At 64.9% G+C, this 26,621-nt stretch carries 26 protein-coding genes, 1 tRNA gene and 1 pseudogene; 21 read left to right on the forward strand and 7 right to left on the reverse strand.

Features of this window, described 5'->3' with window-relative positions; translation table 11 throughout:
* Position 1 precedes the first annotated feature (1 nt).
* From hscB to ACFQPB_RS04630, 5 genes are all read left to right on the forward strand, one after another.
* On the forward strand, positions 2–520 hold the full coding sequence (gene hscB / locus ACFQPB_RS04610) for a Fe-S protein assembly co-chaperone HscB (RefSeq protein WP_382220922.1): 519 nt from the start codon (positions 2–4) through the stop codon (positions 518–520).
* Positions 521–568: 48 nt separating this feature from the next.
* Positions 569–2,455, forward strand: coding sequence for a Fe-S protein assembly chaperone HscA (hscA, locus tag ACFQPB_RS04615; protein WP_382220156.1), 1,887 nt, complete (start codon positions 569–571; stop codon positions 2,453–2,455).
* 1 nt (position 2,456) lies between these two features.
* Entirely contained in the window at positions 2,457–2,795 is a 339-nt protein-coding gene (gene fdx, locus ACFQPB_RS04620) for an ISC system 2Fe-2S type ferredoxin (RefSeq protein ID WP_382220158.1), read from the forward strand.
* Between the two features lie 14 nt (positions 2,796–2,809).
* The gene (dnaQ, locus tag ACFQPB_RS04625; RefSeq protein WP_382220160.1) at positions 2,810–3,535 is read left to right on the forward strand and encodes a DNA polymerase III subunit epsilon; all 726 of its coding nucleotides are present in this window, start codon (positions 2,810–2,812) and stop codon (positions 3,533–3,535) included.
* 95 nt (positions 3,536–3,630) lie between these two features.
* Positions 3,631–3,705 (forward strand) — tRNA-Val (locus ACFQPB_RS04630).
* 64 nt (positions 3,706–3,769) lie between these two features.
* Here the strand turns inward: ACFQPB_RS04630 and ACFQPB_RS04635 are convergent.
* Complete coding sequence (locus ACFQPB_RS04635; RefSeq protein WP_382220162.1) at positions 3,770–4,408, reverse strand: hypothetical protein; 639 nt, start codon at positions 4,406–4,408, stop codon at positions 3,770–3,772.
* A 123-nt stretch (positions 4,409–4,531) separates the two neighbouring features.
* Between ACFQPB_RS04635 and ACFQPB_RS04640 the strand changes: the two genes are divergently transcribed.
* Positions 4,532–5,335, forward strand: a complete 804-nt coding sequence (locus ACFQPB_RS04640; RefSeq protein ID WP_382220163.1) for a ZIP family metal transporter — start codon at positions 4,532–4,534, stop codon at positions 5,333–5,335.
* 116 nt (positions 5,336–5,451) lie between these two features.
* Here ACFQPB_RS04640 and ACFQPB_RS04645 read toward each other — a convergent pair whose 3' ends face one another.
* The 3 genes from ACFQPB_RS04645 to ACFQPB_RS04655 are packed head-to-tail and all read right to left on the reverse strand — an operon-like array spanning position 5,452 to position 8,407.
* On the reverse strand, positions 5,452–6,324 hold the full coding sequence (locus ACFQPB_RS04645) for a sulfurtransferase (protein WP_382220165.1): 873 nt from the start codon (positions 6,322–6,324) through the stop codon (positions 5,452–5,454).
* Positions 6,321–7,199 carry a DMT family transporter gene (locus ACFQPB_RS04650; RefSeq protein WP_382220167.1) on the reverse strand — a complete coding sequence of 293 codons (879 nt, stop codon included), beginning with the start codon at positions 7,197–7,199 and terminating at the stop codon, positions 6,321–6,323. The genes ACFQPB_RS04645 and ACFQPB_RS04650 overlap by 4 nt, the downstream gene beginning before the upstream one ends.
* 53 nt (positions 7,200–7,252) lie before the next feature.
* A complete protein-coding gene (locus ACFQPB_RS04655) occupies positions 7,253–8,407 on the reverse strand; it encodes an aromatic ring-hydroxylating oxygenase subunit alpha (protein WP_382204160.1) in 1,155 nt (384 codons plus the stop codon).
* Positions 8,408–8,620: 213 nt separating this feature from the next.
* On the opposite strand from ACFQPB_RS04655, the gene xseB reads away from it, so the two are divergent.
* From xseB to dut, 7 genes are all read left to right on the forward strand, one after another.
* Complete coding sequence (xseB, locus tag ACFQPB_RS04660; RefSeq protein ID WP_382220168.1) at positions 8,621–8,860, forward strand: exodeoxyribonuclease VII small subunit; 240 nt, start codon at positions 8,621–8,623, stop codon at positions 8,858–8,860.
* Positions 8,857–9,753 carry a polyprenyl synthetase family protein gene (locus tag ACFQPB_RS04665; RefSeq protein WP_382220170.1) on the forward strand — a complete coding sequence of 299 codons (897 nt, stop codon included), beginning with the start codon at positions 8,857–8,859 and terminating at the stop codon, positions 9,751–9,753. The genes xseB and ACFQPB_RS04665 overlap by 4 nt, the downstream gene beginning before the upstream one ends.
* A gap of 36 nt (positions 9,754–9,789) precedes the next feature.
* Entirely contained in the window at positions 9,790–11,673 is a 1,884-nt protein-coding gene (gene dxs / locus ACFQPB_RS04670; protein ID WP_382220172.1) for a 1-deoxy-D-xylulose-5-phosphate synthase, read from the forward strand.
* Between the two features lie 184 nt (positions 11,674–11,857).
* Positions 11,858–12,997: a TRAP transporter substrate-binding protein gene (locus ACFQPB_RS04675; protein WP_382220174.1), complete on the forward strand. Its 1,140-nt coding sequence runs from the start codon at positions 11,858–11,860 to the stop codon at positions 12,995–12,997.
* A gap of 147 nt (positions 12,998–13,144) precedes the next feature.
* Complete coding sequence (locus ACFQPB_RS04680) at positions 13,145–13,744, forward strand: TRAP transporter small permease subunit (protein ID WP_382220176.1); 600 nt, start codon at positions 13,145–13,147, stop codon at positions 13,742–13,744.
* 2 nt (positions 13,745–13,746) lie between these two features.
* On the forward strand, positions 13,747–15,543 hold the full coding sequence (locus ACFQPB_RS04685) for a TRAP transporter large permease (protein WP_382220178.1): 1,797 nt from the start codon (positions 13,747–13,749) through the stop codon (positions 15,541–15,543).
* 13 nt (positions 15,544–15,556) lie between these two features.
* Positions 15,557–16,006, forward strand: coding sequence for a dUTP diphosphatase (gene dut / locus ACFQPB_RS04690; protein WP_382220925.1), 450 nt, complete (start codon positions 15,557–15,559; stop codon positions 16,004–16,006).
* A gap of 24 nt (positions 16,007–16,030) precedes the next feature.
* Here the strand turns inward: dut and ACFQPB_RS04695 are convergent, their stop codons facing one another.
* On the reverse strand, positions 16,031–16,549 hold the full coding sequence (locus tag ACFQPB_RS04695; protein WP_382204172.1) for an FKBP-type peptidyl-prolyl cis-trans isomerase: 519 nt from the start codon (positions 16,547–16,549) through the stop codon (positions 16,031–16,033).
* Positions 16,550–16,563: 14 nt separating this feature from the next.
* Here ACFQPB_RS04695 and ACFQPB_RS04700 point away from each other — a divergent pair, with 14 nt between their 5' ends.
* From ACFQPB_RS04700 to ACFQPB_RS04710, 3 genes are all read left to right on the forward strand, one after another.
* A complete protein-coding gene (locus tag ACFQPB_RS04700; protein ID WP_382220180.1) occupies positions 16,564–17,718 on the forward strand; it encodes a JmjC domain-containing protein in 1,155 nt (384 codons plus the stop codon).
* Positions 17,711–18,238 (forward strand): hypothetical protein, encoded by a 528-nt coding sequence (locus ACFQPB_RS04705; protein WP_382220182.1) that lies wholly within the window; start codon positions 17,711–17,713, stop codon positions 18,236–18,238. Before ACFQPB_RS04700 ends, ACFQPB_RS04705 begins: the two co-directional genes overlap by 8 nt.
* Positions 18,239–18,437: 199 nt before the next feature.
* Positions 18,438–18,773 carry a hypothetical protein gene (locus tag ACFQPB_RS04710; RefSeq protein ID WP_382220183.1) on the forward strand — a complete coding sequence of 112 codons (336 nt, stop codon included), beginning with the start codon at positions 18,438–18,440 and terminating at the stop codon, positions 18,771–18,773.
* Between the two features lie 122 nt (positions 18,774–18,895).
* On the opposite strand, the gene ACFQPB_RS04715 is transcribed toward ACFQPB_RS04710, so the two are convergent.
* Entirely contained in the window at positions 18,896–19,861 is a 966-nt protein-coding gene (locus tag ACFQPB_RS04715) for a helix-turn-helix transcriptional regulator (protein WP_382220185.1), read from the reverse strand.
* Positions 19,862–19,986: 125 nt separating this feature from the next.
* On the opposite strand from ACFQPB_RS04715, the gene ACFQPB_RS04720 reads away from it, so the two are divergent.
* From ACFQPB_RS04720 to ACFQPB_RS23910, 3 genes and pseudogenes are all read left to right on the forward strand, one after another.
* Positions 19,987–20,172, forward strand: coding sequence for a hypothetical protein (locus ACFQPB_RS04720; protein ID WP_382204181.1), 186 nt, complete (start codon positions 19,987–19,989; stop codon positions 20,170–20,172).
* A 559-nt stretch (positions 20,173–20,731) separates the two neighbouring features.
* Positions 20,732–22,342: pseudogene (locus tag ACFQPB_RS23905) on the forward strand (PAS domain-containing protein); the annotation flags it as partial.
* A complete protein-coding gene (locus ACFQPB_RS23910) occupies positions 22,337–24,031 on the forward strand; it encodes a putative bifunctional diguanylate cyclase/phosphodiesterase (RefSeq protein ID WP_417453175.1) in 1,695 nt (564 codons plus the stop codon). The pseudogene ACFQPB_RS23905 and the gene ACFQPB_RS23910, both read left to right, overlap by 6 nt.
* 20 nt (positions 24,032–24,051) lie before the next feature.
* Here ACFQPB_RS23910 and ACFQPB_RS04730 read toward each other — a convergent pair whose 3' ends face one another.
* Entirely contained in the window at positions 24,052–24,999 is a 948-nt protein-coding gene (locus ACFQPB_RS04730; RefSeq protein ID WP_382220189.1) for an inositol monophosphatase family protein, read from the reverse strand.
* A gap of 90 nt (positions 25,000–25,089) precedes the next feature.
* Here ACFQPB_RS04730 and ACFQPB_RS04735 point away from each other — a divergent pair, with 90 nt between their 5' ends.
* Complete coding sequence (locus tag ACFQPB_RS04735; RefSeq protein ID WP_382220191.1) at positions 25,090–25,830, forward strand: RNA methyltransferase; 741 nt, start codon at positions 25,090–25,092, stop codon at positions 25,828–25,830.
* Positions 25,831–25,842: 12 nt separating this feature from the next.
* Positions 25,843–26,616, forward strand: coding sequence for a serine O-acetyltransferase (gene cysE / locus ACFQPB_RS04740; protein WP_382220193.1), 774 nt, complete (start codon positions 25,843–25,845; stop codon positions 26,614–26,616).
* Positions 26,617–26,621 lie beyond the last annotated feature (5 nt).

Below are 26,621 nucleotides of genomic sequence, written 5' to 3' on the forward strand. Positions count from 1 at the left end.
GCTGAACCTGCAGTCCAACGATTTCGTTCTGTTCGGCCTGCCGGAGCGCTTCGAGCAGGACCGCGCCACGCTGGACCAACGCTGGAAAGACCTGCAACGCCAGGTGCATCCCGACCGTTTTGCCGCCGATGCAGCCACCGCTCAACGCGTGGCCATGCAGTGGTCGGTGCGCATCAACGAGGCCTACCAGAGGCTCAAAAATCCGCTCAAGCGCGCCGCCTATTTGTGCGAGCTGCGTGGTGCGCCCATACAGGCCGAAAACAACACCGCCATGCCTTCGGCCTTCTTGATGCAACAAATGGAATGGCGGGAGGCGCTGGACGAGGCGACTTCCGCTGCCGACTTGCAGGCGCTGAAGGCGCAGACCCAGTCGTCGGCCCGCGAGCTGACGGCGCAGCTGGCCCAGGCCCTGGACACCGACGGTGACGCCACTCGGGCTGCACAAAGCGTGAGAGCCCTCATGTTTGTCGAGCGATTTGCCTCAGAGGTCGAGGACCGCCTCGATCAACTGGGACAATAGCCTTTTTGCGTTCACCAACGGAGCCGTTCTTCCCCGGCTTCAGCTCACATGGCATTGCTGCAGATTTCCGAACCCGGCCAATCGCCCGACCCGCACCAGCGGCGCGTGGCGGTGGGCATTGACCTGGGCACCACCCATTCGTTGGTGGCGGCCGTGCGCCACGGCGTGGCCGAATGCCTGCCTGATGAACAGGGCCGCGTCATCCTGCCCAGCGTGGTGCGCTACCTGCCCACCGGCCAGGGCAGCGGCCGCCAGATCGGTTTTGACGCCCTGGCGGCCCAGGTGGACGACCCGGCCAACACCATCAGCTCCGTCAAGCGACTCATGGGCAGGCGCCTGTCCGACGTGGCCGATGCGGCGCGTCTGCCCTACACCGTGCTGGACCGCCCCGGCATGGCCGCTGTGGCCACGGTGGCTGGCGAAAAAAGCCCGGTAGAGGTCAGTGCCGAAATCCTGGCCACGCTGCGTTTCCGTGCTGAGGACAGCTTTGACGATGAGCTGTTTGGTGCCGTCATCACCGTGCCAGCCTATTTCGATGATGCCCAGCGCCAGGCGACCAAGGACGCGGCACAAATGGCCGGCCTCAAGGTGCTGCGCCTCATCAACGAACCCACGGCCGCGGCCATCGCTTACGGACTGGACAACGCCAGCGAAGGCGTTTACGCCATCTACGACCTGGGCGGTGGCACCTTCGACGTGTCCATCTTGCGGCTCACGCAGGGTGTGTTCGAGGTCATGGCCACAGGCGGCGACTCCGCCTTGGGCGGCGACGACTACGACCGTGCCCTTGCCGACTGGGTGTTGGCCGCCACTGGCCACACCACCCGCGCCACCGACTTCAGCGCCGGTGAACGTGCCCTGCTGATGCGCGAAGCGCGCCGCTGCAAAGAGGCCTTGTCGGCTGTGGGCGAGACCGGCAGCGTGACCTTCGAAGTGGCCTTGCCCAGCCTGCAGCTCTCGCAGCCCGTCACGCTGGCGGACTTCGCCCAGGCCACCCGCGCGCTGACCGACCGCACCATCACCGCCGCCCGCAAGGTGCTGCGCGATGCGCAAGTGGACAAGGGTGAGGTGAAAGGCGTGGTCATGGTAGGTGGCTCCACGCGCATGCCGGTGGTGCGGCAGGCCGTGGCCCAATTTTTTGGCACCGAGCCGCTGGTCAACCTCAACCCCGACGAGGTGGTCGCGCTGGGCGCGGCCATCCAGGCCAACCAACTGGCGGGCAACAACCCGCAAGGCGACTTGTTGTTGCTCGATGTGATCCCGCTGTCGTTGGGCATCGAGACCATGGGCGGGTTGGTGGAGCGCATCGTGCCGCGCAACAGCCCCATTCCCACCGCTTTGGCGCAAGACTTCACCACCTTCAAGGACGGCCAGACCGCCCTGGCCATCCACGTGGTGCAAGGTGAACGCGACCTGGTGGCCGACTGCCGCAGCCTGGCGCGCTTCGAGTTGCGCGGCATTCCGCCCATGTCGGCCGGTGCGGCGCGCATTCGTGTGACCTTCACCATCGACGCCGATGGTTTGCTCAGTGTGAGCGCCAAAGAGCAGGGCACCGGGGTGGAAGCGCGTGTGGACGTGAAGCCCTCTTATGGCCTGAGCGACGAGCAGATCGCTGCCATGCTGCAGGATGGCTTTGCCACCGCTCAGCAAGACATGCAGGCCCGTGCGCTGGTGGAAGCCCGTGTGGACGCCGAGCGCATGCGCATGGCCACGCAGAGCGCACTGGACGCCGATGGCGACCTGCTGAGCGAGGATGAGCGCGGTGTCATCCACGCCTTGGTGGCCGATTTGCTGGCGACCGAGGCCAAACAGGACGCTCCCACCATCGAAGCCGCCACCCAGGCGCTGGCCAAGGGCACAGAAGCCTTTGCCGCCATGCGCATGAACCGGGGTATTGCCCAGGCCCTCGCGGGCAAAAATGTCGAAAGCCTCTGATATGCCCGTCATCAAAATCCTGCCCCACCCCGAGTTCTGTCCGCAGGGCGCCAGCCTGTCGGCGCCGGCCGGCACCAGCATCTGCGAGGCGCTGCTCGACAACGACATCGCCATCGAACACGCCTGCGACATGAGCTGTGCGTGCACCACCTGTCATGTCATCGTGCGCGAGGGTTTCAACAGCCTCAACGAGATGGAAGAGGGCGAAGAAGACCTGCTGGACCGCGCGTGGGGCCTGGAGCCCAACTCGCGCCTGAGCTGCCAGGCCATCCTCGCGCAGCAAGATCTGGTGGTGGAAATTCCCAAGTACTCCATCAACCACGCCCGCGAAAACCATTGAGCGAAGGCTCTCGCATGTCACGTCAGATTGTTCTGGACACGGAAACCACCGGTCTGTCGGCACAGAACGGCGACCGCATCATTGAAATCGGTTGTGTGGAGCTGTTGCACCGCAAGTTGACTGGGCGCAACCTGCACTTCTACATCAACCCCGAGCGCGACAGCCATGAAGACGCGCTGCGGGTGCACGGCATCAGCAATGAATTTTTGCGCGACAAGCCCAAGTTTGCGGCCATTGCCGACGAGCTGGTGGCCTATTTGCACGACGCCGAGCTCATCATCCACAACGCGCCGTTCGACATCGGTTTCCTGAACAAGGAAATGGAGCTGTTGGGTCGACCTCCCATCACCACCCTGGTGGGCGGCGTGACCGACACGCTGGTGATGGCCAAGGAGATGTTCCCAGGCAAACGCAACAGCCTGGACGCCTTGTGTGATCGGCTGGAGGTGGACAACTCGGGCCGCACCCTGCACGGCGCCTTGCTGGACGCGGAACTGCTCGCCGATGTCTACATCAACATGACCCGTGGGCAGAACACCCTGGTCATGGACCTGGACAGCAACGACCAAGCCGGCGGTGGCGACGAGGTGCAACAAATCGATCTGCGTGGCTTTGACCTGCCCGTGCCACGCGCCAACGAAGTGGAGTTGGCGGCGCACGAGGCGTTGTTGGCCGATCTGGACAAGTCCACCAAAGGCAAGACGCTGTGGCGCCGGCACGAACCGCAGCTGGCTGCATGATTTTTTGCCGGCTTTTCAATTTGGCTGAAAATCACGCTATAATTTGAGGCTCGCAAGATGACAAGACAACACGTTTTGTTGATGCAAGCGAATTTGGGTCGTTAGCTCAGGGGTAGAGCACCACATTCACACTGTGGGGGTCGGAGGTTCGAAGCCTCCACGACCCACCAAATTCCAGCAAAAAAAGCCACGCAATCGCGTGGCTTTTTTTGCTTCTGGCCCGTTCCAAGTGCTTCAGCGCACCGCTGTCGCCAAGCCCATGCCGGTGACCTCGGCCGGGCGCCAGAACAGGTTGGCCTTGCAGTCGGCTTGTGCCATGACGTGAAACACCGCCTCGGCGGTGGGCGGCGGCAACATGGCGCGCAGATAGCGGGTGAGTGTGAGGGCTTGAGCGCGGCCGATTTCCGGCTCGCAGCGCGGGGTGCTGATTTCGGCGTCACCCGGCACCCGAGAGATGCCGATGCGGGCCAGTGAGGGGTGGACGCCCAGCACCCGTTCCCGTCCCGCCGCAAACACCAGCACACAGCTGGTGAGGCAATCGCTTCCTGGTGCCACGCGGGTGTTGAAGTTGCGGTTGCGCAGCATGGCGCCCATGGTCACCGCCGCGCCGATCTGCCCGTGGGGCGCGTTGAGCACCAGCCACCGTTCGGTGCAGCTTTGTTGTTCCAGGCGGCTCAAGGATTGCGACAGGCGCTGCACCGCGTTCTGATCGATGTCACCGGTGAGCGTCAGTTCGCATTGGCCGGCGCGACGCTCCAGTTCAATGCGGGCCACACCCGCGTCGGTAGTGGCGCTGGGTTTCGGGGGCGTCGAGCAGCCCGCCAGCCACACGGCGGCGCACAGTGCCAATAGGCGAAGGGAGGGTGTATTCATGCGGGAGACATCCAAACCGTGAAGGTGCTTGACACACTTGCTAAGATGCCATTGTCACCCGCTGCAGCGATGCTCACATCGCAGGCGGGTATTTTTCTTCCCGGCTTGTCCGGCGTACGCATCATGCTTTTGTTGGCAATTTTGACGGCTACCCTGGTGGCGGGCATTGGTAGTGTGTGGGTGGCCGCCGTGCTCAGCATGGCCATGCTGGCACGCTACACGCAGCATATGCTGAGCCTGGCGGCCGGCGCCTTGTTGGCCACCGCTTTCATGCACCTGCTGCCCGAGGCGTTCAACAGCGACGCGGGTGCGAAGGAGCTGTTCGCACTTTTGTTGGGCGGTGTGGTGTTCTTTTTTCTGCTCGACAAGGCCGAGCTGTGGCACCACGGGCACGAACACCACCATGACCACTCACACGCGGGCGCGCACGACCACGTGCATGCGCATCACCACGGCCATGACCATGGTCGCTCTGGCGGTGGTTGGGCGGTGCTGGCGGGTGACAGCGTGCATGCGTTTGGCGACGGCGTCATGATCGCGTCGGCGTTTGTCGCCGACATCCGCCTGGGGGTGGTGGCTGCGTTGGCGGTGTTGGCACACGAGGTGCCCCACCACATGGGCGATCTGGTGGTGTTGCAACAGAGTTCCGGCACGCGGCGTGCGGCGTTGCTCAAGGTGTCGATGGCCGGCACGGTGACGGCCTTGGGTGGCCTCACCGGCTACCTGCTGGTCAACCAATTGAACGACTACCTGCCCTATTTCCTGGTGGCGGCATCCAGCAGTTTTGTGTACGTGGCCTTGGCCGACCTGATTCCGCAACTGCAGAAAAAACTCGGCATGCGCGAGACCATCTCACAAATCTTCTGGCTGCTGGCCGGTATTGCCCTGGTGACGGTGGTCAGTGGCCTCGCCCACGGCGGGCACTGATACGGCTTCGCATTCAAACGCATCACTGCGTTGGTTCGCCTCGCCGTGCTACAGCACTGTCTTCGGCTTCCCGCCTTGTTCTGCGCTCGAATGCGAAACCGTATGAGTCGGATGGATCACCCCTGGGCCATGGGCAGACCGGGGGTGTTGCACCACTCGCTCCAGCTGCCCGCGAACAAGGCCGCGCGGCCCAGTCCAGCGATTTCCATGCCCAGCACATTGGGGATGGCGCTCACGCCGCTGCCACAGTGGTGCACCACACTCGCGGGATCGCGACCAGCCAGCAAGGTGTCGAATTCCTGTCGCAGTTCTGCGGCGGATTTGAAATGGCCATCTTGCGTGAGGTTCAAACCAAACGGTCGGTTCAAGGCGCCTGGAATGTGCCCCGCGACCGGGTCCAGTGGCTCCACCTCGCCCCGGAAACGTGGCGTGGCGCGCGCATCCAGCACCACCTGATCGGGGTGTCCAAGTTGCTCGAAAAGTTGCTGGGCCGACACCAGCCGGGCGCGTGCCGGGGACAGGGTGAAGTCCCCGGTGGGGCGGGAGGTTTTGTCGGGTCCGCTGGCAACCGAACCACCTGCGGCCTGCCACGCTTGCAGGCCACCGTCGAGCACCGCCACCGCTTCGTGGCCACACCACTTCAGCATCCACCACAAGCGGCCACAGTAGTTGGCGCCCTGGCGGTCCACCACCACCACCTGCATGTCGGCCGACAGGCCCACGCTGCGCAGCCAGGCGGCAAACGTTTCGCGCGAGGGCAACGGGTGGCGGCCACCGGACGCGGCATCGGCGGCGGCCGTTTTGTCGCTCAGGTCGCGGTCAAGGTGCGCGTACACCGCCCCGGGGATGTGGGCCTGCTCAAACTGCTGCTCGCCCGCCGCCGGGCTGGTGAGGTCAAAGCTGCAGTCGAACACCAACAGTGGCTGGCCGCTGGCGATCAGGGCTTGCAGCTGGGCGACGTCGATCAGGGTGGTGAAGGGGGCGTTCATGCGTGTTCCTCTGCAGGGCTGTCGGGCACTTCGCGTTCGCGCAGCACGGTGGCGGCGATGCCGCTGACGATGATCAGGGCCATGCCGGCCCAGCCCACCCAGGGCAGGCGGTCGCCAAACACCACCAGACCGTACAACGCTGCGAAGACGATGCCTGAGTATTGCAGGTTGGCCACCACCAGGGTGGCGCCGCTGGCGTAGGCACGGGTCATGCACAGCTGGCCCAGCACCGCCAGCAAACCAATGGGCAGCAGCCACAGCACGTGGGCGCCGTTCCAGGGCGAAGCCCCAGCGAACACCATGCCGCCTGCGCCCACCAGCACCGCACCGACGGAGAAATAGAACACGGTCCGGCTTTCAGGCTCGCCCGCACGCGACAGCGCCGACACCTGCAGGTAAGCCAGCGCCGACGTGACGCCCGACGCCAGCCCCACCAGCGCACCCACCACCTGGTCGGGCGCCAGTGAGGGCCGCAGCACCAGGGCCACACCAGCAAAACCGGCCAGCACGGTGGCAAACAGCGGCCCCTGCCGACGCACCGGCAGGTTGCGCCCCTGCATCAGCAGCGCGCCGCCGAGCAGAAACGTGGCGATCCAGATGCTGCTCATGTAGTTGAGCGTCATGGCGGTGCCCAGTGGCAGGATGGCAATCGCGTAGAACCAGGCCGCCAACGAAATGGTGCCGACCACGCTGCGCCACACGTGCATCATGGGCACCTGGGTGCGCAGCGACACGCCGCGCACACGCGTCATGGCGTAGAGAAATACCACGCCGAAGATGCCGCGGTAGCAGACGATTTCGAAGCTGTTGAAGTGCGCCGAGGCGAACTTGATGCACACCCCCATGCTGGCGAACAGAAAAGAGGCCAGCAGCATCCACAGCGCTTGCTGGCCTTTGGCCGGAATGGCTTGGGTGGCGGTCGGAATGTTCAGCCTCGCAGCGAATCGCCCAGGTGGCGGCGGTACCACTCGTGGAAGTGCTGCATGCCATCTTCCATGGGGCTCTGGTAGGGGCCGACCTCGTTGTCGCCGCGCGCCAGCAAGGCCTTGCGACCGGCGTCCATGCGTTCGGCGATCTCGTCGTCCTCGATGCAGGTTTCCATGTAGGCGGCGCGCTGGGCCTCGACGAACTCGCGCTCAAAGGCGGCGATGTCCTCGGGGTAGTAGAACTCCACCATGTTCAGCGTTTTGTCCACACTGATGGGATGCAAGGTGGAAACGGTGAGCACGTGCGGGTACCACTCCACCATGATGTGGGGATAGTAGGTCAGCCAGATGGCACCGTGTTCGGGCATGGCGCCGTTGCGGTACTGCATGAGCTGCTGGTGCCAGCGCTGGTACACCGGGCTGCCGGCCTTGCCCAGGAGGTTGGCCGCGCCCACGGTTTGCACCGAGTACTCGGGCTTGAACTCCCAGCGCAGGTCTTCGCAGGTCACGAAGTTGCCTAGACCGGGGTGGAAGGGCGCGACGTGGTAGTCCTCCAGGTAGACCTCGATGAAGGTTTTCCAGTTGTAGTTGCAGGTGTGCAGCTCCACGTGGTCCAGCACCATGCCATCAAAGTTCAGCGCGGCACGCGGGCCCATGTTGGCGAGGTCGGCGGCGATGTCGCGGCCGTTGTCTTCGAACAGCAGGCCGTTCCATTCGCGCAGCGGGTAGCGCTTGAGGTCCAGGCAGGGGTCTTGTGTGAAGTGTGGGGCGCCCAGGAGATTGCCCAGTTTGGTGCCTGGAGCGCTGCCACCGTTGTAGGTCCAGCGGTGCAGCGGGCACACGATGTGGCCCCCGGCGCTGCCGTTGCGCTGTTCGTTGAGGTTGCCCCGGTCCTTGAGCATCACCGCCTGCCGGTGGCGGCAGACGTTGGAGACCAGCTCCACACCTTGTGCGGTGTGTACCAGTGCGCGGCCCTGACCTTCCTGCGGCAGAGCGTAGTAGTCACCCAGGTTGGCGACGGCGTTTTGGTGCCCCACATAGCGGGGCCCGCGCTGAAAGATGGTCTCCAGTTCGCGCTGGAACAGCGCCTCGTCGAAGTAACTGGAAACTGGAAGTTGGCTTGCGGCCTGCTGCAGTTGAAGACTTAAATCAGACATCGTGGTCGTGACCTAGAGACTCCCCCTATGAAGGGGCAGGGTAAGCGCTTGTCGACGGTGAAGTCAGCGCGGAAGGGGTGGATAGAGCCCGGGCTCCTGAAAACGAAAGGGGGCGATTGTACCCCGGGGGTGTGAAGGCACCGTTTGGGCGGGCCACTAAAATGCGAGGTTTGGCACACGCCTTCCGGCGCTGGGCCGTCTATTTATTTGCCCATGTCCAAAACCGCCGCCGCCAAGGCGCCCGCCCCACCCGCCACCTACGAAGCTGCGTTGCAAGAGCTGGAACAGCTGGTCGCTGCGCTGGACGCTGGTCAGTTGCCGCTGGACCAGTTGCTGGCCCAGTACCAACGTGGTGCCGAACTGCTGCGTTTTTGCCGCTCACAGCTGGACACGGTGGAGCAGCAGATACGTGTGTTTGAAAACGGCACGTCGCAGCCCTGGAGTGCCCAGTGAACGCTGCCACCCTGGATTTTGCGGCTTGGAGCCAGGCGCGGCTGGCCGAAGTGGAGTGCGCGCTCGAAGCCTGGGTGCCAGTGGACGCGCCCGCCCGGTTGGGCGAGGCCATGCGCTACGCCGTGCTCGACGGTGGCAAACGCTTGCGCCCTTTGCTGGTCTTGGCGGCAGCAGAGGCCGTGGGTGGTCAGCCGCAGGCGGCCTTGCGTGCCGCGTGTGCCGTTGAGCTGATCCATGCCTATTCGCTGGTGCACGACGACATGCCTTGCATGGACAACGACGTGTTGCGCCGGGGCAAACCCACGGTGCATGTGCAGTTTGGCGAGGCCCAGGCGCTGCTGGCGGGCGATGCCTTGCAGGCGCTTGCCTTTGAGTTGCTGCTGCCCGGCGAAGACGTGCTGCCCGCCGCGGTGAGCGCGCGCCTGTGCCGCCTGTTGGCCCAGGCCGCCGGTGCACAGGGCATGGCCGGTGGGCAGGCCATCGATCTGGCCAGCGTGGGCCAGATGCTGGACCAGGTGGCACTGGAAGACATGCACCGCAAGAAGACAGGTGCGCTGTTGCAGGCCAGCGTGCTCATGGGTGCCGCTTGTGCGGGGGTGACACAGCCGCAGCGCGACGCCCTGGCCGACTATGGTGCCGCCCTGGGCCTGGCTTTCCAGGTGGTGGACGACATCTTGGACGTGGTGGCCGATTCGGCCACGCTGGGCAAAACCGCCGGCAAGGATGCCGCCAACGACAAGCCCACCTTTGTGTCACTGATGGGGCTGGACGCTGCGCGTGCCTATGCCCAAGCGTTGATCGAACGTGCCCAGGCGGCCCTGGCACGCAGTGGTCTGACCGACACCCGCGCGCTGGCGGCGCTGGCCCAACAGGTGGTGCAGCGTTCCCACTGAGCCCCCCGACAACGGATATCGAAAGTACCCCTCGCGATGAGCGCCTTGTTGCCCACCATCCAATCGCCCGCGGACCTGCGCCGCCTGCAGCGCACACAACTGCGTCCGCTGGCCGACGAGCTGCGGCAGTTTGTGCTCGACAGCGTGTCCAAGACCGGTGGGCATCTCAGCTCCAACCTGGGCACGGTGGAGCTGACCGTGGCCTTGCACTACGTGTTCAACACGCCCGAGGACCGCATCGTCTGGGACGTTGGGCACCAGACCTACCCGCACAAAATCCTGACCGGCCGGCGTGAGCGCATGCACACGCTGCGTCAGTTGGGTGGCATCAGCGGCTTTCCCCAGCGGGCCGAAAGCGAGTACGACACCTTCGGCACGGCGCACTCATCCACCAGCATCTCAGCCGCGCTGGGCATGGCTGTGGCCGCACGCCAGAAGGGCGAAGACCGCCATGCCATCGCGGTGATCGGCGACGGCGCCATGACCGCCGGCATGGCCTTCGAGGCGCTCAACAACGCGGGTGTGGAGCACTGCCGGCTGCTGGTCATCCTCAACGACAACGACATGTCCATCAGCCCGCCGGTGGGCGCACTCAACCGCTACCTGGCGCAGCTCATGAGCGGGCAGTTTTATGCGGCGGCCAAAAACGTGGGCAAAAGTGTGCTCAAGCCGGTGCCCCCGCTGTTTGAACTGGCCAAGCGGCTGGAGCAGCAGGCCAAGGGCATGGTGGTGCCGGCCACCCTGTTCGAAAAATTCGGCTTCAATTACATCGGCCCCATCGATGGCCACGACCTGGACTCGCTGATCCCCACGCTCGAAAACATCAAGCAGTTGGAGGGCCCGCAGTTTTTGCACGTGGTCACCAAAAAGGGCCAGGGCTACAAGCTGGCCGAGGCCGATCCGGTGGCCTACCACGGGCCCGGCAAGTTCGATCCTGCCGTGGGCCTCACGCCGCCGGCCACACCACCCAAGACCACCTTCACCCAGGTGTTTGGTCAGTGGCTGTGCGACATGGCCGAGGCCGACAAGCGCCTGGTGGGCATCACACCCGCCATGCGCGAAGGCTCGGGCATGGTCGAGTTCCACAAACGTTTTCCCGAGCGCTACCACGATGTGGGCATTGCCGAACAACATGCCGTGACCTTTGCCGCCGGCCTGGCCTGTGAGGGCCTCAAGCCGGTGGTGGCCATCTACTCCACCTTTCTGCAGCGCGCCTACGACCAGTTGATCCACGACGTGGCGCTGCAAAACCTGCCGGTGGTGTTTGCGCTGGACCGCGCTGGCCTGGTGGGGGCCGACGGCGCCACCCACGCGGGGAACTACGACATCGCTTACTTGCGCTGCATCCCCAACATGGCCGTGGCCTGCCCGGCCGACGAGGCCGAGTGCCGGCAATTGCTGAGCACGGCATACGAACAGAACCACCCGGTCGCGGTGCGTTACCCGCGCGGGGCAGGCGTTGGCCGGCCGCAGCCCGCTGACTTGGGCGGTCTGCCTTATGGCAAGGGCGAGTGGCGCCGCCGCGGGCAGGGGGTGGCCATCCTCGCGTTCGGCACCTTGTTGTACCCGGCGCTCCAGGCTGCCGAGGGCCTGAACGCCAGTGTGGCGAACATGCGCTGGGCCAAGCCTCTCGATGTGGAACTGTTGCTGGAGCTGGCCCGCAACCACAGTGCCTTGGTGACAGTGGAAGACGGCGCCACCATGGGTGGGGCCGGCAGCGCCGTGTTGGAAGCGCTGCAAGCTGCCGGGCTGAGTCTGCCGGTGCTGCAACTGGGCTTGCCGGATCAGTTCATCGAACACGGTGACCCGGTAAAGCTGCTGAGCCTGCAGGGCCTGGATGCCGAAGGCATCGAGCGGCGCGTCCGAGCGCGTTTTTCGCACCTGGTCGGTGCGGCTTCCGCCGCTTCAGCGACCACCTGATTTTTCAAGAATGCGACCGTGAAAATTTTTCACGGCGTTTGGTGTTCAAACCGGCGTTTGCGAGGGAAAACCCCCAAGTTTCGGGGAGTTCTGCTTCCTACAATGCGCAAGCCTTGTATCAGAGCTTGGCGCGGAACATTCAACGTGTTCATGGCCATTCCACAAACAACTTGGAGTCATTTTTATGGATCGTCGTTCTCTCATAGCCACGTCTGGCTTGGTCGGCGTGGCAGGTTTGCTCGCGGCCTGCGGCAAAAAGGAAGAGGCTGCAGCACCTGCCGCTGCGCCCGCCGCCGCCCCTGCGGCGCCGGCTGTGCAAACCGGTGAAACCATCCGCTGGCGCATGACCTCCAGCTTCCCCAAGGCGCTGGACACCATTCACGGCGCCGCCGACGTGTTCGCCAAAAAGGTCAACGAGATGTCGGGCGGCAAGTTCTCCGTCACGGTGCACGCACCGGGCGAACTGGTGCCGGCGCTCGGTGTGGTGGACGCTGTGCAGCAAGGCACGGTGGAAGCCGGCCACACCTGCCCTTACTACTATTTCGGCAAGGACGACACCTTCGCCATGGGCACGGCCATTCCTTTTGGCCTGAACAGCCGCCAACTGACCGCCTGGTACTACGACGGCAACGGCCTCAAGCTGTTCCGCGAGTTCTACGACCAGTACAACATCGTCAACTTCCCTGGCGGTAACACCGGTGCCCAGATGGGCGGCTGGTTCCGCAAGGAAATCAACACACTGGCCGACATGAAGGGCCTGAAGATGCGTGTGGGTGGCTTCGCCGGCAAGGTGATGAGCCGCATGGGCGCCGTGCCCCAGAACATTCCCGGTGGCGAGATCTACCAGGCGCTGGAAAAGGGCACCATCGACGCGACCGAGTGGATCGGACCGTACGACGATGAAAAGCTGGGCTTCCAGAAAGTGGCCAAGAACTACTACTACCCCGGCTGGTGGGAGGGCGGTGCCCAGGTCGATTTCTACATCAACAAGGCCGCGTTCAACGCCTTGTCGACCGAAAACAAGGCCATCGTGGAAACTGCGGCTTCGCACGCCCACACCATGATGCAGGCCATGTACGACGCCCGCAACCCGGCCGCCCTGAAGCGCCTGGTGGCCGGTGGCGCCAAGCTGCTGCCCTTCCCCAAGGCGGTGATGGACGAAGCGTACAAGCAGTCGATGGCTTTGTACGATGAACTCAGCGCCAGCAACCCGAACTGGAAGAAGATCTACACGGACTACGCGGCCTTCCGCAAGGACCAGAACCTGTGGTTCCGCTTCACCGAAGCGCGTTTCGACTCCTACATGCAGTCGGCCAAGCTGTAAGCAGCTTGCTGAGTCGGCACCAAACCCCGCACCCGCGGGGTTTTTTGCTGCAATGCTTCGTCGTATGACGGGTGTGGCCAGCCGGGACGCTGGCCGATCCGATAGACTTTGCGCCCGTTTGCCTTCACCCTCCATCCAGGGGTTCCCATGTCACTACTGCTCAAACTTTCACGCCTGATCGACGCGCTGACCAACCTCATTGGCAAGCTGGCGATGTGGATGATCCTGGCCACCACGCTCATCAGCGCCGGCAACGCCATCATCCGCAAGCTGTTTGGCACCAGTTCCAATGCCTGGCTGGAAATCCAGTGGTACCTCTTTGCCGCCGTTTTCATGCTGGGCAGTGGCTACGCCTTTCTGCGCAACGCACACGTGCGCATCGATTTCATTTCCAGCCGCTTCAGTGCCCGGACGCGCAACTGGATCGACGTGGGGGGCATCCTCGTTTTTGTGTTCCCGCTGTGTTATTTGCTCATCAGCCTGGGCATGCCCTTGTTCCTGAACGCCTGGAACAGCGGTGAGACGTCTTCCAACGCGGGCGGCCTGTTGCGTTGGCCCGTGTACGCCCTCATCCCGATGGGTTTTTTCCTGCTCTTTGTGCAGAGCATCAGCGAACTGATCAAGCGCTTTGCGTTTCTTACCGGCAACGGCCCCGATCCCCTGGCCCATGACGGCCCCAGCGATGAAGAACTGCTGGCACAACAACTCCTGGAAGAAGAAGCGCTGCGCCTGAAGGGAGCCAACTGATCATGATCGAATTCATCTCTGCCAACTTTGTGCCGCTGATGTTTGGCGGCTTGCTGGTGTTCCTGTTGATTGGTTTTCCGGTCGCGTTTTCGCTGTCGGCCACCGGTCTGTTTTTTGGCCTGATTGGCATGGAAGTGGGGCTGTTCCCCGACAACCTGTTCCAGGCTTTGCCGCTGCGTGTGTTCGGCATCATGCAGAACGACACCCTGCTGGCCATCCCCTTCTTCACCCTGATGGGCATCATCCTTGAGCGCAGCCGCATGGCCGAGGACTTGCTCGAAACCGTGGCCCAGGTGTTTGGCCCGGTGCGCGGTGGCCTGGCGGTGGCTGTGGTGTTGGTGGGGGCGCTGCTGGCGGCCACCACGGGTGTGGTCGCTGCGGCGGTCATTTCCATGGGTCTGATTTCGCTGCCCATCATGCTGCGCTACGGCTACAACCGCACCATCGCTACCGGCACCATCACCGCGTCCGGCACGCTGGCGCAGGCACTGCCGCCCTCGCTGGTGCTGATCGTGCTGGCCGACCAGTTGGGCCGTTCGGTGGGTGACATGTATGCCGGTGCCTTGATCCCTGGCCTGCTGCTGGTGGGCTTGTACCTGACCTTCATCGCCGCCGTGGCGTTGCTCAAACCCGACTGGGTGCCCGCACTGCCGCTGGAGGCACGCATCTACTCCGAACCCAATGGCAGCAGCGGACACCGCTCCTTGCTGCTGCTGCTGCTGGCCTGTGGCGCGGCTGCTTATGGCTGGTCACAGATTCACGACAGCATGATGGCGCAGTGGATTGGTCGTGAGAATCCGGCCGCCACCGATGAGGTGTTCATCCTCTCCGCCACGGTTGGCTCGGTGTTGGCCTTGGCGCTGGCGCTGCTCAACCGCTTGTTCCGCCTGGGGCTGTTGTCGCGCCTGGCTGAGCAGGTCACCTTTGTGCTGATCCCACCTCTGGTGCTGATTTTCCTGGTGCTGGGCACCATCTTCCTGGGCATTGCCACGCCCACCGAAGGCGGCGCCATGGGCGCGCTGGGCGCACTCATCATGGCCGGTTCGCGCAAGCGCCTGTCCTTTGAGCTGCTGCAGCAGGCGCTGGAGAACACCACCAAACTCGCGATCTTCGTGTTGTTCATCCTGATCGGCTCGACGGTCTTCAGCTTCACCTTCAACGCGGCCGACGGCCACATCTGGGTGGAACACCTGTTCGACAAACTGCCAGGTGGCCAGATCGGGTTCCTGATTTTTGTGAACGCCCTGGTGTTTGTGCTGGGCATGTTCATCGACTTTTTCGAGATCGCCTTCATCATCATCCCGCTGCTCGCCCCGGTGGCCGAGAAGATGGGCATCGACCTGATCTGGTTCGGCATCATCATCGCGATGAACCTGCAGACCTCGTTCCTTACGCCGCCGTTCGGTTTTGCGCTGTTCTACCTGCGCAGCGTGGCGGCCCGCAACGATTACACCGACCAGATCACCAAGCAGCGCATCCCAGCGGTGACCACGGCACAGATCTACAAGGGCTCGATTGCGTTCATCATTCTGCAATTGCTCATGGTGGCGGCCATCATTGCCTTCCCGGGCATGGTCACGGGCAGCCTGGGTGAGAAGGTCAAGGTCGATGAATCGGCTGTGACCGACATGCTCAACAACATGCCGGACATGGAGAACACCGAAGAAGGCGAAGCCAGCCAGGAAGGCATGGGCACCGAGCCCGCTGCCGAAGGCGAAGCCGCTCCGGCTGAAGAAGCTGCGGCCGAGGACGACCCGGCCAAGGCGCTCCTGGACGCCGTCAAGGAAGACAAGAAGTGAAGGTGCCATGCACATGCTGATAGATGTGCGGGTCATGGATGCGCGCATGGCCGGCCAGCTGCCGGCCTATGCCACGCCTGGCAGCGCCGGCCTGGACCTGCGTGCCTGCCTGGATGAGCCTGTTCTGTTGGCGCCCAACGCCTGGCAGCTCGTGCCCACCGGGCTGGCCATCCACCTCAAGGACCCGGGGTACGCGGCGCTCATCTTGCCGCGCTCCGGCCTGGGCCACAAACACGGCATTGTGCTGGGCAACCTGGTCGGGCTGATCGACAGCGACTACCAAGGCCAGCTCATGGTGAGCGCCTGGAACCGCAGCGACGTGGCCTACACCCTGCAACCCATGGAGCGCCTGGCACAACTGGTCATCGTGCCGGTGGTGCAGGCGCAGTTCCGTGTGGTGGATGACTTCGATCACGCCACCGAACGTGGCGCCGGCGGCTACGGTTCCACCGGCAAAGCCTGACGCTGGCGGGTCAGCGTCAGCGCCTCAGTGCAGGGTCGCGTCCGGCGGCGAGCCGGTCTGCACATTGAAAAAACCGGTGCCCAGCGTGCCCCGGCCAATTTCTTCTTCCGTCGCTTCGCGCACCTGGTGCACACGCAACTGCAGGCGCAACGCGATGCCGGCCAGCGGGTGGTTGGCGTCCAGCACCACGTGCTCGGGGTAGATTTCGCTCACGAAGTACACCAGATCGCGTGGTGCGTCCGGGTTGCAGCCTTCGGGCAGGCCTTCAAAGGCCATGCCGATGTCCAGTTCGGCCGGAAAATGCGAGAGCGGCTCCAGAAACAGCAACTGGTCGTCGAAGTCGCCAAAGGCGTGTTCGGGTTCGAGGTGCAGGTCGATTTTGTCGCCCGCCTCATGGCCCATCAGGCCCTCTTCAATTTTGGCCAGCAGATCGCCGCCGCCTAGCAGAAACTCCACCGGGTCATCCGATTCGTCCAGCACTTCACCCAGGGTGTCCTTGAGCGTCCAGCTCAGCGACACCACACATTGTTCCGAAATTTTCATCGCACAATTGTCCCATGATCTCCTCAGCGCCCTCCAGCTTTCCGCCCGCTCCCGACCAAGCCCTGGCCTTGTTGGGTGGGCTCACCCCCCAGCAATTCATGCGTCGGCACTGGCACAAGAAGCCTTTGCTGGTGCGCCAGGCCCTGCCGGCGTTTGTGCCGCCGCTGGACCGCAAGGCGCTGTTCGATCTGGCGGCCCGCGAAGGTGTGGAGTCCCGGCTGATCGCGCACGGTGGCAAGGGGTGGCAGCTCAAACACGGCCCGTTTGCGCGCCGCAGCCTGCCGCCGCTGGAGCAGGCGCGCTGGACCCTGCTGGTGCAGGGTGTGGACTTGCACAGCAATGCCGCGCATGAGCTGATGGGCCGTTTTCGTTTTGTGCCCGATGCGCGGCTGGACGATTTGATGATCTCTTGGGCCAGCCCCGGGGGCGGTGTGGGGCCACACTTCGACAGCTACGACGTGTTCCTGCTGCAGGCCACCGGCCAGCGCCGCTGGCGCATTGGCCGCCAGAAAGACCTGAGCCTGCAGCCCGATGTGCCGCTCAAAATCCTGCAGCACTTTGAGCCCGAGGAAGAGTGGGTGCTCAACCCCGGCGACATGTTGTACCTGCCGCCGCGTTGGGCACACGACGGCGACGCCGTGGGAGGCGACTGCATGACCTGTTCCATCGGTTTCCGTTCGCCTCAGCGTGGTGGCTTGGCCGGTGAGCTGGCTCTGCGCTTGGCTGACGAACACGAGGACACCACGCTCTACCGCGACCCGAGCCAGCCCGCCACCGCCACGCCGGCGCGTGTGCCCGAAGCCTTGCAGCAGTTTGCGGCCGACGGCTTGCGCCGCCTGTTGGCCGAGGGCGATTTGTTGGCTTGCACCCTGGGCGAGGTCTTGACCGAGCCCAAACCCACGGTCTGGTTCGACGAACCGGCGGCCGCGTGGTCGGGCGGCGCGCTGCAACTGGACCGCCGCACCCGCATGATGTACGACGACAAGCACGTGTTCATCAACGGCGAGAGCTTCCGGGCCGGTGGTGCCGATGCGCGCCTGATGCGGCAACTCGCCGATGAACACCGGCTGGACGCGCGCGCCTTGGCCCGTGCCAGTGAGGGCGCGCGCGCACTGCTGGCCGAATGGGTGGACAGCGGCTGGCTGATCGAGGTGGCCGGTGATGACTGACGGCCCAAGCCCGCCGCCTTCGGCTGGGCTGTGGCCGGAGGGCCGTTTTGTGGGGCGGACCGACTTTCAGGACCTGGTGGTGCAAGGTCTCCAGGAGGCCGCAAGCCAGGGCTGTGCGCTGGTGTGGCTGTGTGATGCCGACTTTGCCGCCTGGCCGCTGGGCGAGCAGCGGCTGGTGCAGGCGCTGGACGACTGGGCCGCCGCGACACGCGCGCATCCGCTGGCACAACTCAGGGTGTTGGGCCAGCATTTCGACGATTTCCCGCTGCGCCACGCGCGTTTTGTCGCCTGGCGCGCGCGCTGGTCCCACCGTGTTGATGTGCGCCAGTGGTCGGCCGGCCAGGACAGTCTGCCCAGTGTGTTGTGGACGCCGGCCTGGACGCTGCAGCGCGTTGACGACACGCGCGATGTGGTGGTGGCCACCACCGAAGCCGCACAGCGGACACGGTTGGCGGAGGTTTTGCAGCGGCACTGGCAGGCGGCCCGGCCCGGTTTTTCCGCCACAACGCTGGGTTTGTGAACTGCATCTGCACACTGATTTCACAAAAAATCAGAATCTCAGGGTAACTGCTATTGACTTTTGCGGATATGATTCCGCGGCTTTGTTGCGCAGCGGTCTCGGCTGCGCGCAACCCAGCCGGCTGCAAGACCATCACATCGGGGGTGTTCGGCGGCCGTTCACCAGACATCCCGAACACACCCATCAGAACCCTGACACCATGAACAAGTCTTTCGTGATCGCCGCCGTGCTGGCCGCTGCAACCTTGGCCGCCTGTGGCAAGAAAGAAGAAGCCGCTGCACCCGCACCGGCACCGGTTGAAGCTGCGCCTGCCGCAGCGCCTGCCACCGACGCCGCTCCGGCTGCTGCGGTGGAAGCCGCCAAAGACGCCGCTGGCGCCGCCGTGGACGCCACCAAAGAAGCGGCTGACAAGGCAGCCGAGGCCGCCAAGGTGTCGGTTGAGGCCGCCGTTGATGCCACCAAGGCCGCTGCAGACAAAGCAGCTGACGCCGCAAAGGCCGGTGCTGACGCCGCTGCCGAATCCGTCAAGAAGTGATGTGACGCCCGGTCAGCCCGCTGCTGTTGGCGGTGGGCTGGCCTCTGTACCTGTGGCCATCCGGCCTCTCGCAACCCCGCCCACGTGGCGGGGTTTGTGTTGGTGCGTCCGGTAGCTGGGTTTTATGTGTAACGCAGCCAGGCTTGATGCAGCGCCTGCGCCACCTTGTCGCGCAGTTCGGCGGGCGCCAGAACCTCGCAGTCCGGGCCGTGGCGCAGGATGTCGCCCAGCAGTTCGCGGTCGTCCGCGTAGGGCAGCTCCAACACGTAACTGCCATCCGGCTCCACCTGGGCCGATTGGTCGGGGTGCCATTGCTCACCACGCACCCAACGCGCCCGTTGGGGGGTGAATCGCAGGCGCGCCCGGGCGATGGGCGGCCCGCTGAAAATGCCGTAGCCGGCTTGCGTGGCTCGCTTGAGCTGCTCGGCCGGGACATCCACGGCCGGTGTGTCGGTCAGCATCTCGCAGCGCTCCAACGCGTCCACCGAAAAGCTGCGCAGGTCTTCTCGCAAATGGCACCAGGCGTCCAGGTACCAGTTGTCGCGGTAGTGCACCAACTGCTGAGGCGACACCTCGCGTTCCACCCGTTGCCCGGTGGTGCGGTTGAAGTGGCGCAGCCACAAGCGCTTGCGTTGCAGCGTCGCGCTGGCCACGGTGTCGAAGGCCTGAGGCGGCAGCCGCCGCTGCCCGGCGTGCACCACCCGCATGCGTTGCGCCAGACCGAGGCTGTCGATGTCGATGTCGTGCAGCAGGTGGGCCAGGCGCTCGCGCAGGGGCGCCAGTTTGTGCCCCAGCAGCCCTGGCGCCAGTTCGCTCAGCAAGTGTTGCAAGGTGACCAGGGCGACCAGTTCCTGCGGTGTCAGCCACATGCCGGGCAGCTCGCGGCGTGTGTTGCCTGGGGCCAGCCGGTAGCCCCCGGCCAGGCGGTCGTACACCACAGGCAACGACAAGGTTTCGCGCAGCCGCGCCATGTCGCGTTTGAGCGTCGCAATCGAGATGCCCAAGGTGGCCATGAGTTCTTCGCTGGCCACCGCGTGGCGGCTGGTCAGCAGGCTTTTGTAGCGGTAGAGGCGATCTATCTCGTTCATGTTGCGAGCATGCCCGATTTCCGTATCGCGTTTTGATACGGAGGCGCCGTACCTTTGGTGGGTCGTCCTCTGCCAGCGGGGTGAGACGGCACCCACCCACCTGATTCACGAAGGGAAGCATTCACATGGCACGGTTTCAACAATGGTTTTCGCAACTTGTGCGCCGCGCGCCCGGGCTGGCCGCTGATGCCGCCGGCGCTGGACACGCAGCGTGGCGTGTCATGCCACCCAGCGATCCGACACAGCCCTTGTGGCTGGTGCCCGCCTACCAGCGCCAGCGCCGCTCAGGCGATCGCCTGATGCCGCGCTGAACGGCGCGCGCAAACAACGCCTGCGCCCGTGCCCGGGCGTGGATCGGTTCGTCCAGCGGCACAAGCTGCGATACTTTGGGCAATGGTCTTCACCGCCCTGCTGATCGATGCCGACCCCCAGCGCGTGCACGCGCTGAGCGGTGCGCTGGTCTCGTTGGGTGCGGTGCAACCGGTCGAGGTGGTGAGCTCACGCGCGGCAGCGGTGCAGCGGCTGACGCACGACGGCCCCGTGCCCGAAGTGGTGGTGATGGCCTTGATGTTGCCCGACGGTTGCATGACCGAGCCGGATCTGCCCTGGGAGCGGTGGCCTGCCCTGGTGCATGTGGCGCCGGGGGAGGAGGCGCTCGCGGCCCAGGCCATGCGGCGTGGTGTGAGCGACTACTTCATTGTCGATCCGGCTGCGGGCTATTTGCACGCATTCCCCGAGCAGGTGCGTGCCGTGATGGCCAAGGCCGACAACCTGCGGCAGTTGCAGAGCACCGTGCAACGCCTGGATTTGGTGCTCGGCGCAGTGGATCTGGGCCTGTGGGACCGCGACCTGCGCAGTGGCCGTGAGCTGATGGACGAGCGTTGGTTTGCGCTGCTGGGCCATGTCCGTGGCGACATGGAAACCGACCACGGGCGTTGGTTGTCCCTGGTCCACCCCGCCGACGCCTTGCAGCTGGAGCGCCAGCGCCAGTTGGTGGTCAGCGGCGACCTCTCGATGCTTGAGACCGAGTTCCGCATGCGCCATCGCACGGGGCATTGGGTGTGGATCCACAGCCGGGGCCGCACGGTGGCGCATGCGCCCGACGGCACGCCCTTGCGCATGGTGGGCTCACATGCCGATGTGAGCACCCGCAAACAGGCCGAACACACCCTGGCTCGGCAACACCGTCTGCTGCAGGCGGTGAGCCGGGCACAAAACAGCTACATCGAGCAAAGCCACCTGCAGGGCGCGTTTCAGCTGCTGCTGGAGGAGCTGCTTCAGGTCACCGACAGCGAATACGGGCTGGTGGGCGAAGTGGTGCCGCGTCCGGGCAGCGTGCCCTACCTGCGCATCCATGCCATGACCAACATCGCCTGGGACGCGCCCTCGCAGGCGCTCTACGCCAAGGTGGCCGAGGGTGGCATGGTGTTTGACAGCCCCGACAGCTTGCTGGGCGTGACCCTGCGCACCGGAGAGGCTGTGATCGCGAACGACCCCAACAACGACCCGCGTGCCACAGGGCGCCCGCACGGGCACCCGCCTTTGCGTGCCTACCTGGGTTTGCCGGTCAAGCTGGATGGGGAGCTGGTGGCCCTGGTGGGGCTGGCGAACCAGCCCGAGGGCTACACCCAGGCCGATGCCGACTTTCTGGCCCCCTTCATCAGCACCGTGGGGCAGCTGTTCCGCGCCTGGCGCGTGGAGCAACAACGCACCCAGGCGCAGCAGGAGTTGCAGATCGCCCTCGACAGCATGGACCAGGGCCTGTTGCGGGTCGATGCGCATGGCGTGGTCACCCGTTTCAACCAGCGCGCGCTCGATCTGCTGGATTTGCCGGCCGCGTTGCTGGCCTCCAAGCCCGACTTCCATGCCTTGGTGAACCACCAGAAGGAGCAGGGCGCCTTTGGGCCACAGTTCGAGTTGGTGGACCCCGGTGGCCGTGCTTACGTGAGCGACGCGGCCAGGCTCGACAGCGAAGGCCTGCCCGCGCCCGGCAGCTACTGGCGGCGCACGCTCAAGGGCCTGGCGCTTGAGGTGCGTACGCGGGCGCTGCCCGACGGTGGCATGGTGCGCACCTATGCCGACGTGACCGGCTACTTCGACGCCCAAGAGGCGCTGGCGCAGAGCGAGGCCCGGTTTCGCAGCCTGGTGGAGCTGTCGTCCGACTGGTATTGGGAGCAGGACGCACAGTTCCGTTTTGTGCAGGCGGCCGGCGACCTGGAGCGGGGCACCGGCATGTCGATTGAGGACCACCTGGGCAAGACGCGACAGGAAATCGGCGCCCTCAACATGACCGATGCGGACTGGGCCGAACACCAGCGCCGGCTGGAGGCGCACCAGGTGTTTCGCGACCTGGAGTTGCTGCGCGAAGGCGAGCACGGTCAAACCTTTTGGGTCAGTATGAGCGGTGCCCCCATCTTTGACGCCATGGGGCGCTTCACCGGCTACCGTGGCGTGGGCCGCAACATCGATGCGCGCATGAAGGCCCAGCAGGAGGTGCAGGCCGCCCGCCACCGGTTGCAGGCCATTCTGGAAGCGATACCCGACCCGTTGTTTGAAATCACGGCCGACGGGCACTACGTGTACGTGAGCTGCAACGACGAGCGTTTGTTGGCCATGTCGCCAGAGCATTTGTTGGGGCGCCACATCAACGAGGTGCTGGCGCCCGAGGCGGCTGAGGTGGTGCAGGCTGCCATTGACGAGGCGCGCGCGCAGGGCGCTTCAGTGGGGCGGCAGTACCCCTTGTTGTTGCCCGAGGGCGAACGCTGGTTTGAACTCTCGGTGACGCGCAAACCCGTGCAGGTCGGCGAGACCGAGCGCTTCATCATGCTGGCCCACGACGTGACCGACCGCAAGCATGCCGAAGAGGAAATCGAGCGGCTGGCTTTCCACGATGTGCTGACCGGGCTGCCCAACCGCCGCCTGTTGCTCGACCGCCTGGCCATGGCCATCACCGGCAGCGTGCGCGCGGGCCAACACGGCGCGTTGCTGTTCATCGACCTGGACAACTTCAAAGACCTCAACGACACCTTGGGCCACGACCGGGGCGACGAGCTCTTGCAACTGGTGGCGCAGCGGCTGCAAAGCGGCGTGCGCAGCGCCGACACCGTGGCACGTCTGGGCGGCGACGAGTTTGTGCTCATGCTGGTGGGCTTGCACGCTGACGTGGCACAGGCGGCTTCGGAGGCCGAGGCCATTGCGCGCAAGGTGCTGGTCATGCTCAACCAACCCTATGTGCTCGCTGGGCGCGAGCACAACAGCTCGCCCAGCATAGGTGTGGCCTTGTTTGGCCATGGCGATGACACCGTGGACGAGTTGCTCAAACGCGCCGATCTGGCCATGTACCGAGCCAAGATCGAAGGCCGCAACACACTGCGCTTTTTCGACCCCCAGATGCAGGCGGCGGTGCTGGCACGCGCCTCGCTGGAGGCCGACCTCCGTGTGGGCCTGCAACGCGACGAACTGGCGCTGTTTTTCCAGCCGGTGGTCGATGCCGCCGGGCGCATGGTCGGCGCAGAAGCCCTGGTGCGATGGCGCCATCCCCAGCGGGGCATGGTGTCGCCGGCCGATTTCATCCCGGTGGCCGAGCAAAGTGGCCTGATCCTGCCGCTGGGGCAGTGGGTGCTGGAGCGGGCCTGCGACCGCCTGCGGGGCTGGGCCGACACACCGGGGCTGGCGCACATGAGTCTGGCCGTCAACATCAGCGCGCGCGAATTCCGCAGTGCCGGTTTTGTGGCGCAGGTCAGCGAGGCCGTGGCCCGCGCCGGCATCAACCCATCGCGGCTCAAACTGGAACTGACCGAAAGTGTGTTGCTGCACGACACCGAGGAAATTGCCGACAAGATGAACCGGCTCAGAGCCTGTGGCCTGAGCTTCTCGCTCGACGACTTCGGCACCGGCTACTCCAGCCTGAGCTACCTCAAGCGCTTGCCGCTGGACCAGCTCAAGATCGACCAGAGTTTTGTGCGCGACGTGCTCGACGATCCGGACGATGCGGCCATTGTTCGCACCATTTTGGCCCTGGCGCAGAGCTTGGGGCTGGCGGTGGTGGCCGAGGGGGTAGAAACCCGTGGGCAACGCGATTTCCTCGCGCTCAACGGGTGCCTCCAGTTCCAAGGCTACCTGTTCGGGCGGCCGTCGCCCAACATGGACGATTTCACCCCGCTGCTGTAGCTGGGCAGCAGGCGAGCTGGTCAGAAGGGCGCGTCTTCGCCGTGTGAGCGGGTGTCCGCAGCGGCGTCATCGGTGGCGCTGTCGTCGGCCGTGGCTGTGGAGGCGCCGGTCGCGATCTCACCGGTGGACTGACGCACCGCAGCCTTATCGCCCGCGCTGGCAAATTTGCTGTATTTGCCCACCACCGTCACCAGTTGGCCGTAGATGCGTGGGTTGGCGGCCAGACATTCCTTCTGCTCCAGGAAGTCGGCTTCACCCGTGAAATTGCCCACCAGGCCGCCGGCCTCGGTCACCAGCAGCGAGCCCGCAGCCACGTCCCAGGGGCTCAGACCCATCTCGAAAAAGCCGTCGGAGAAACCGGCCGCCACGTAGGCGAGGTCGAGCGCGGCCGAGCCGGGACGGCGCACACCGGCGCACAGCGGCATCACGTCGGCCAGCATGGCCATGTAGGTCTTGAAATGGTCGCCCGGGCGGAAGGGGAAGCCGGTGGAGATGAGCGTGTCGCGCAGGGTGGTGCGCTTGGCCACACGGATGCGGCGCTCGTTGAGGTAGGCGCCGCGGCCACGCGTGGCGCAGAACAGGTCGTTGCGGGTGGGGTCGTAGACCACGGCCTGCTCGATGCGGCCCTTGACCATGAGCGCAATGCTCACGCAATAGACCGGGAAGCCGTGGATGAAGTTGGTCGTGCCGTCCAGTGGATCGATGATCCACACGTGGTCTTTGTCGCGGCCCCGGCCTTCGCGCTGGCCCGATTCCTCGGCCCAGATGCCGTGGTCGGGGTAGGCGGTGAGCAGCGTTTCGATGATGGCTTTTTCGGCGGCCTGGTCGATTTCGGTGACGAAATCGTTGGTTTGTTTGGCGGCCACGCGCACGGACTCGACGTCGAGTGCGGCGCGGTTGATGATGGTGCCAGCGGTACGGGCGGCCTTGATGGCCACGTTGAGCATGGGGTGCAGGTTGGACGACATGACTTGTTTAAGAGCAAAAAAAAGGCCGCTCGATGGCGGTGACAATAGCGCGATTTTACCCGCCCGGCCAGCCCGGTGGCAAACCCCGCCATGAAGACCCGTTTTGTCCTGATCGAAACCAGCCATGCCGGCAATGTGGGCGGCGTGGCGCGCGCCATGAAGGTGATGGGCTTTGACGACCTGGTGCTGGTGCGGCCCCGTTGGGCCAACGTGTTGCGCCGCGAAGAGACCATACAGCGCGCCAGCGGCGCCAACGACGTGCTGGCCAACGCCCGCATCGTGGACACGTTGGACGAGGCGCTGGACGGCATCAGCCACCTGTGCGCCACCGCCATGACCCCGCGCGACTTTGGCCCGCCCACACGCAGCCCGCGCCAGCACCTGCCCACGCTGGTGGCCCCTGACGCGCCGCCCCAGGCAGGTGTCGCATTTCTGTTTGGCAGCGAGCGTTTTGGCATGGCCAACGAGGATGTGTACCGTTGCCACATGTGCCTGAGCATTCCCACCGAGCCGAACTTTGGGTCGCTCAACCTCGCGGCGGCGGTGCAATTGATTGCCTACGAGTGGCGCGAAGCCCTGGGCGGTTTTGCCTTGCCGCCCAGCGGCACGCCCGAACAGGTGCCCGCCGATGCGCGGGCGGTGGCCGGCGTGCTGGACCACTGGCAGCAGGCGCTGGTGGACGTGGGTTTCCTCGACCCGGCGGCGCCCAAGAAGCTGATGCCACGCCTGAACCAGTTGCTCAACCGCGCGCAACTGGCCGAGGAAGAAGTCCACATCCTGCGTGGTGTTGCCCGCGCCGTGCAACAGGTGGCCGCGAAGGCGAAGCGATAGACTGTGCGCCCTATGTTTGAACGCACCCGGGCGGACATCCGCATCATCCTCGACCACGACCCCGCTGCCCGCAGCACCTGGGAGGTGCTGACCTGCTACCCCGGCCTGCATGCGCTGTTTCTGCACCGCCGCGCCCACGCCTGCTGGAACGCCGGTTTCAAGTGGCTGGGGCGTTTCATCTCGCATCTCTCGCGCTGGATGACCGGCATCGAAATCCACCCAGGTGCCAAGATCGCGCCCGGCGTGTTCATCGATCACGGCATGGGCGTGGTGATCGGTGAAACCGCTGAGGTGGGCGAGGGCACCACCATTTACCAGGGCGTCACCCTGGGCGGCACCTCGCTGGCCAAAGGCGCCAAACGCCACCCCACCCTGGGTCGCAACGTGGTGGTGGGCGCGGGTGCGCAGGTGCTGGGCGGTTTCACCGTCGGCGACAACGCCAAGGTGGGCAGCAACGCGGTGGTCACCAAGCCCGTGCCGTCCGGCGCCACGGCGGTGGGCAACCCCGCCCGCATCATTGCCGCCGAGGTGGACGCCAAGCGCGAGGAGGCCGCATCCAAGATGGGCTTCTCGGCCTACGGCGTCACGCAGAACGACGACCCGCTGAGCCAGGCCATGCGTGGCCTGATCGACAACGCAGCCGGGCAGGAGCACCAGATCGCCCTGCTGTGGCAGGCCATCGCACACCTGCAGGAATGCGTGAAAACAGGTGACTGCGTGCCCAAGGACGCGGCGCGCGAAGAGTGCTTTGAAGCCGAGAAACTGAATCAGTTGGTCGGCAAGTGAATCGA

Origin of the sequence: Hydrogenophaga atypica (assembly GCF_042665215.1) — a bacterium.
GTDB classification, from domain to species: Bacteria; Pseudomonadota; Gammaproteobacteria; order Burkholderiales; family Burkholderiaceae_C; genus Hydrogenophaga; species Hydrogenophaga defluvii_A.